The sequence below is a fragment of the Collinsella sp. genome, from assembly GCF_052346665.1.
Taxonomy (GTDB): Bacteria; Actinomycetota; Coriobacteriia; order Coriobacteriales; family Coriobacteriaceae; genus Collinsella.
The window spans coordinates 1-5,631 of sequence record NZ_DAWDUX010000062.1 but is presented as its reverse complement, the minus strand read 5'-3'; the positions used below and the strand labels follow the sequence as shown (position 1 = coordinate 5,631).

The 5,631-nt window shown below is 63.3% G+C and carries 6 protein-coding genes; 3 read left to right on the top strand and 3 right to left on the bottom strand.

From position 1 onward, the window contains the following. Positions 1–604: type II CRISPR RNA-guided endonuclease Cas9 (cas9, locus tag ACT8II_RS09075; protein ID WP_443813896.1), on the bottom strand; the 604-nt coding region annotated here is incomplete at its 3' end. Between the two features lie 336 nt (positions 605–940). Here cas9 and ACT8II_RS09070 point away from each other — a divergent pair. Continuing rightward, positions 941–1,453: a YaiI/YqxD family protein gene (locus ACT8II_RS09070; RefSeq protein WP_118653117.1), complete on the top strand. Its 513-nt coding sequence runs from the start codon at positions 941–943 to the stop codon at positions 1,451–1,453. Between the two features lie 6 nt (positions 1,454–1,459). Here the strand turns inward: ACT8II_RS09070 and ACT8II_RS09065 are convergent, their stop codons facing one another. Then, positions 1,460–2,560 carry a putative manganese transporter gene (locus ACT8II_RS09065; protein WP_118653115.1) on the bottom strand — a complete coding sequence of 367 codons (1,101 nt, stop codon included), beginning with the start codon at positions 2,558–2,560 and terminating at the stop codon, positions 1,460–1,462. 241 nt (positions 2,561–2,801) lie between these two features. Continuing rightward, positions 2,802–3,599: an SDR family oxidoreductase UcpA gene (gene ucpA / locus ACT8II_RS09060; RefSeq protein ID WP_118653113.1), complete on the bottom strand. Its 798-nt coding sequence runs from the start codon at positions 3,597–3,599 to the stop codon at positions 2,802–2,804. 329 nt (positions 3,600–3,928) lie between these two features. Between ucpA and ACT8II_RS09055 the strand changes: the two genes are divergently transcribed. Then, the gene (locus ACT8II_RS09055) at positions 3,929–4,894 is read left to right on the top strand and encodes a 3'-5' exonuclease (RefSeq protein WP_118653111.1); all 966 of its coding nucleotides are present in this window, start codon (positions 3,929–3,931) and stop codon (positions 4,892–4,894) included. Positions 4,895–5,118: 224 nt separating this feature from the next. Then, positions 5,119–5,610, top strand: a complete 492-nt coding sequence (locus ACT8II_RS09050; protein WP_366921396.1) for a DUF5011 domain-containing protein — start codon at positions 5,119–5,121, stop codon at positions 5,608–5,610. Positions 5,611–5,631 lie beyond the last annotated feature (21 nt).

Genomic DNA, 5,631 nt, shown 5'->3' with positions numbered 1-5,631 from the left:
AAGGAATGTCCAGGGTGATGCATCGATCCTCCAGCGCAAGACACAGCTGCTCAACAGAATCTTCCATGTTGGCAGCAGATGCGCTCAAGCTGGGATTGTCTTGGTGGAGGAAATTGCCTCGATGCTTGACGATGTTGTGCAGCGCGAGATAAATCTCCCGCAGGTCGGCCTTTTTCTCGGTGGTCATCAGCCAGACACGAAGGTGGTAAATTGTGGGGAAGCGTTTGTAATAGTCTCTCTCCGCATCAACGGTGAGAAAGAGAGGGCTGTGGTAATCGCGACACGACTCATCTCTATCTTCACGCAAGAGGCGAGCCTGTTTAAGGCGGATAAAGAAAGTCCGATCTACATCAGCCATATCATTCTCGAAAAAGCGCTGCAGCAAATCCAGACGCCAACGACGACGCTCATACCTACGGCGCTGACCGCGCTTGAGCCGAGCGTCCGCAGCAGTTTCGCCCGAAGGGAAAACGCGACTTCCCAACGTCGGCCTACCGTTCTGCGTGAGAAGCTCGCCATCTACACCGGTAACCGCCCACCCCACAGAGCCGGTTCCAAGGTCAAGACCAATGTTGTAGTCACCTTGAATATTGCGCAGTTTCATCTTGTCCCCAATCTGTGCTACAGTAAGCACGTCTTGATTACCAGTCAGGACGACACTGCGAGTCAAAATACGGCTTTGCCAAAAATGCCTTCGGCGCCGCGTAGGCGGCAGTTTGACTTGCCAGGGCCCTCATCGAGGGCCCTTTTTCGTCCTCGAGGTACACCATACTATTCCGTGCAGACAAAAAACCCTCAAGCTTCAATGTAATCGGCGAGCAGCCATTTTAATATGTCAACGGAGGCCAAGGGATCAATGCCAGGCCCATCGGTCGCCAGCCACGCCCACGCACCGTAATCTTCGAATAAACCGAATGACCCTCGAGAAACTGGACCCTCCATGCCCACCCTCATCATCGACGCCGATGCGTGCCCGGTCACCCGTGAGGCCCTCGCCTGCGCGCGCTCGGCACGCGTCCCCGTGCTGATCGCCGGTAACTCCACGCAAAACCTCGCTCGGCGCATACGGCGCGACGACCCGCGCGACGCCGAGCACGCCCGTGGGCGCGACACCTCGCATCCGGGCTTTTGGGCGGAAACGCTCGACGTCTCCTGCGGCGCCGACAGCGCGGACTTCGCCATCATCGAGCGCCTGCAGCCCGGCGACGTGGTCGTAACGCAGGACATCGGCCTCGCGAGCATGGTGCTCGGCCGCGGAGCCACGGCCATCGGGGTGCGTGGCCATGTCTACAACAAGGCGACCATCGACATGCAGCTGTTCATCCGTCACGAGGAGAAGAAGGTCCGCCGCGCGGGCGGGCGCACGCAGGGGCCGGCCGCCTTCACCGACGACGACCGCGAGCGTTTCCAGCGCAACCTCGCCCAGCTCCTGCGCGAGGCGCTCGACAACTAAATCGCGCTACAGCCCCAGCGCTGCGAACACCAGGCCCCAAACGCATGCGACCAAGAACAGCCCGGCCACGATCACGGTATTCTCGCGCGGATGGCGATTGGTGCGGAACAGCACGAGGTACCCAACGCCGGCGGACGCGAGCAGGCCGGCCATGAGGGGCGCGAAGCCCAGCACGCCCTCCAGGTAGAGCTGCGTGATCACCACGCTCGCCGAGCAGTTGGGCACCAGGCCCACCAGCGCGGAGGCGAATACCGCGAGCAGCCGATTGCCCGAAAGGAACGCGGCCAAAGCGTCCTCACCCACCGTTTCCAGGACGAGCACCAGCGCGAACGTTACCAGGAAGATGAAGAGGCTCACCTGCACGGTGTGCGAGACGGCGCTCATCACGATTGACCCGACGATTCCGAAGCGTCCACCGGCATGACCATGGTCATGACCGTGGCCGTGATCATGGTCACAACCCGAAACATGTCCGTCGGCGTGCTCGTGACCGTGGTCATGACCGTGCTCGTGGCCGTGCTCGCCCCCATGCGTATGCACGTGACGATGCCCGCAGCCACAATGGTCCTGTTCGCACAGACAGCAGATGTGCTCGGCGGTCTCCCCGCCCTCGGCCATCTGATCCACCACATCGGCCTCCATGCCATCGCGGCGAACGGAGAGCACCGTGCGACGCAAGAACGCGTGCACGCGAGCATTCCTGCGCAGCGCGCGGATGGCGAGGTCCGCCACCACGCCCGTGATGAGCGCGACCAGAACCTTCAGCCCCAGCACGCGAAACAGCAAACCCGCCTCGACCTGCTCGGCAACCAACATGGGCAGCATCTCGTCGGACGTGGAGAGAAACACCGCCACGAGCGTACCGAGCGTCACCACGCGTCCAGCGTAGAGTGTAGCCGCCATGGCCGAGAAGCCACACTGCGGGACCACGCCCAGCAGTGCGCCGACAACCGGTCCGGCAGCGCCCGCTCGGCGCACAACCGCGTTCGCGCGGGCACCCGCGGCATGTTCGAGCGCTTCGAGCGCGATGTAGGTCACAAACAGGAACGGCACGAGCGCGAGGGTGTCCTCGAGCGCATGCTCAAAGAAATGCAGCAGCAGATCCACGAACGACTCTCCTCAACGGGAACATCCAACGGGACCCGACGCCCCGAGGGTAGCTGTTTACATACCCCGTGCGCCACCTGGCAAACACGCGATACGCGAGTGAACCAGTATACTAATAGTTTCCCTTGGATAACTCATGACGACAGACAGCATTTCACAACCATAAAAAATCTGCCCGACCGCAGCGCCGCGCAGTCGGGCGACAGTTGCACTCGGTGGTTCGCCGCTCAGCCGCTAGGCACTAGTTGGTGCCGATGGACATCGTCTCGGGCAGGGTGCTGCCGCCGTCGATGACGATCTGCGAGCCGGTGAGGTAGCTGGATTCATCGCTGCCGAGGAACGCGAAGAGCTCGCCCACCTCGATGGGGTTGGCCAGGCGCTTCATAGGCACGCCCACGGCGATGTCGGCGATGGCGGACTCGGGGTCGTCGGGGTTGGACTCGAGCGCCATCTTCTCGACCATCGGGGTGCGGGCGTAGCCCAGCTGGGAGCAGTTCACGCGGATATTGCGATCGGCGTACTCCACCGCCAGGCACTTGGTGAGACCCACGAGCGCGGCCTTGGTCATAGCGTAGGCGGCCTCGCCGGCGTCCGCCACGATGTCGCCCGTGACGGAGGACGCGATCACGATGTTGCCTCCGCCCTGCTTGAGCATGTAGGGCACCACGGCCTTGCAGGTGTTCCACACGCCCTTGATGTTCACGTCGATGTGGAAGTCGCGCGTGGCGTCGTCCATCTCCTCGAACGGGGCGAGGCGGCACACGCCCGCGTTGCAGCAGGCGACGTTGATCTCGCCGAAGGTCTCGATGCCCTTCGCGGCGGCCTCGTCCATCTGGGCTCGGTCGGCCACGTTTGCCACCACGGTAATGATCTCGGAGCCGTACTCCTCGCGGAGCTTCGCGGCGGTCTCCTCCACCGAGGGGGACAGGTCGACCATGATGAGCTTTGCGCCGTACTTGGCATAGGCCATGGCGATTCCCTCGCCCAGGCCGGCGGCGGCGCCGGTGATGAGAGCGACCTTACCATCCAACTTAGCCATCTGCAGCCTCCTTTTCTTCGACAGCTTGTGGGTGCCTACCCCTCGATTGTACCGCCGGCGCACGGACGCCGCTGAGCCCCTCCGAAGACCCGACCACGCGGCCCCGTGAGATCGGCGGGCGAGCGACAAGGCGCCGCGGGCAACCGGGCACGCGCGGCACCGGCAATCCGCCGGCTTAAAAGTTTCACACCCTAAACACTTCGACCCTTCGATGACCCTCTATACTCTTGAGCGGAAACTTCGACCGCCGCGCATTCCCCGCGGGCCCGCCGCAGGCGTCACGGCCTCGCGCACGGAGCGCGGCGCACCACGATAGGAGCACGAACCATATGAACGTCCAGCAAGCCCTCGAGTACTCGATGCAGCCCTTCATCCCCATGTTCATCTACGGCGACTACGATGCCATGGAGTCCGAGCGCCAGCGCGGCGAGGAGGCCATGAAGGCGCTGCTCGACGAGTGGCGCGCGAACGACGAGCCCGGATTCGGCTTCGACGTCATCCTCACCCTCGCCGACCAGAACCGCGAGCTGTGCGACCAGATCGGCGAGACGCGCCTGCGCAACCTCTCCAGCCCCCTGCTCGCCCGCAACCTCACTGACGCAGACCTGTGCGCCGGCATCGCCAAGATGCAGGGCCGCACCGCCGCCGGCGTCGCCCGCGAGGTCCGCGGCGACCGCGACGCCTACTCCGTCGCCTACGTCCGCAAGCCCATCAAGGGCACCGTGCTGGGCATCGACATCGAGACCACCGGCCGCGCGCCGGAGCGCGGCTACATCATCAACGTGGGCTGGGAGCTCATGGACCTGAAGAGCGACGCGGTCCCGCACGACCCGCAGGCCTTCTACTGCGGCATCCCCGAGATGTACCGCGAGACCGGCGTGCCGCTGGCCGACATCCACCACATCCAGTGGAGCGACCTCGAGGGCAAGACCCCGTTCCGCTCCGATACGAAGCTGCAGAAGGAGCTGCTCCGCCTCATGAAGCGCTATCCCATCATGGCCCATAACGCGGCCTTCGAGGATAGCTGGTTCATGCTGCACCTCCCCGGGTACGCCGAGGCCCGGCGCGCGGGCAAGATCATCGTCATCGACTCGCGCCACATCTGCCGCTCCATCGACGGCGAGGTCCGCACCCTGCCCCGCGAGAGCGCCCCGGCGAGCCTTCAGAACTGGGCGCGTCGCCGCGGGACGCTCGCCGCGGACGAGAACGAGCTGCACCTGGGCCTCGACGACACCGACCTCATGCTGCGCACTGTGCAGGCGGAATTTAACCTCAAGAACATGTTCCTCAAGTAGGGTCGTACTGCGTCGGGGCGGTGACCCCGCCGAAGGGTCGAGCTTTTTCGTACTGTTTTCCCGATTTGCCGAGTACGCGCTCTTTGCGCCTTGCCGCAACCTGCGGTTTTGCTGCTCTCAAGACCTTCCAAACTCCGGGTTTCTCAAAGTCAGTACGAAAAAGCTCCGCCACCAACGGATGCATGACAATTTCATAAGACGACTCTCAGAAAACGCTCCTATTCTTGGAGCGTTTTCGCGTTACACTCGACGCCATGACGCCCATCATAGAAGACAGCACGGCTGGCGGCGGCGCCGGTGAAATCGTCATCGGCCTCAACGGATCCAAAGACACCTATGCGCTCAAGGGAGAAGAATACCTCGAGACGGATGCCCATGCCGCCGAGCCCACCGACGGCCTGCTCAACGCCAAGATTAAAATCTCGGACAAGGTCGACACCTCCAAACCCGGCACGTACAAAGTGAGCTATCGCGTGTCGGACTCGTCTGGTCATACCGCAAAGGCAGTGCGCACCGTGCATGTTGTCGAGTCGATGGAAACCATGCAGGGCGGCGCGCCTATCCTCATGTACCACTACGTCTATGACCCCGCAAACCCGCCGGCGGACCTCAACGGCGACTTCATCGCAGCCCCTACATCGCCTTCGAGTCCCACTCCTTTGGGATGCACAAGCCCGGCGGCAACGTGGGGCACGGCGGCATCATCAGCGCCATGAGCCGCGCTGACATCGCGGCGG

Excerpts from the sequence above, each read along its gene's own strand:
- ACT8II_RS09055 (WP_118653111.1), top strand. The coding sequence starts at position 3,929 with ATGAACGTCCAGCAAGCCCTCGAGTACTCGATGCAGCCCTTCATCCCC.
- ACT8II_RS09070 (WP_118653117.1), top strand. The coding sequence starts at position 941 with ATGCCCACCCTCATCATCGACGCCGATGCGTGCCCGGTCACCCGTGAG.
- ucpA (WP_118653113.1), bottom strand. The coding sequence starts at position 3,599 with ATGGCTAAGTTGGATGGTAAGGTCGCTCTCATCACCGGCGCCGCCGCC.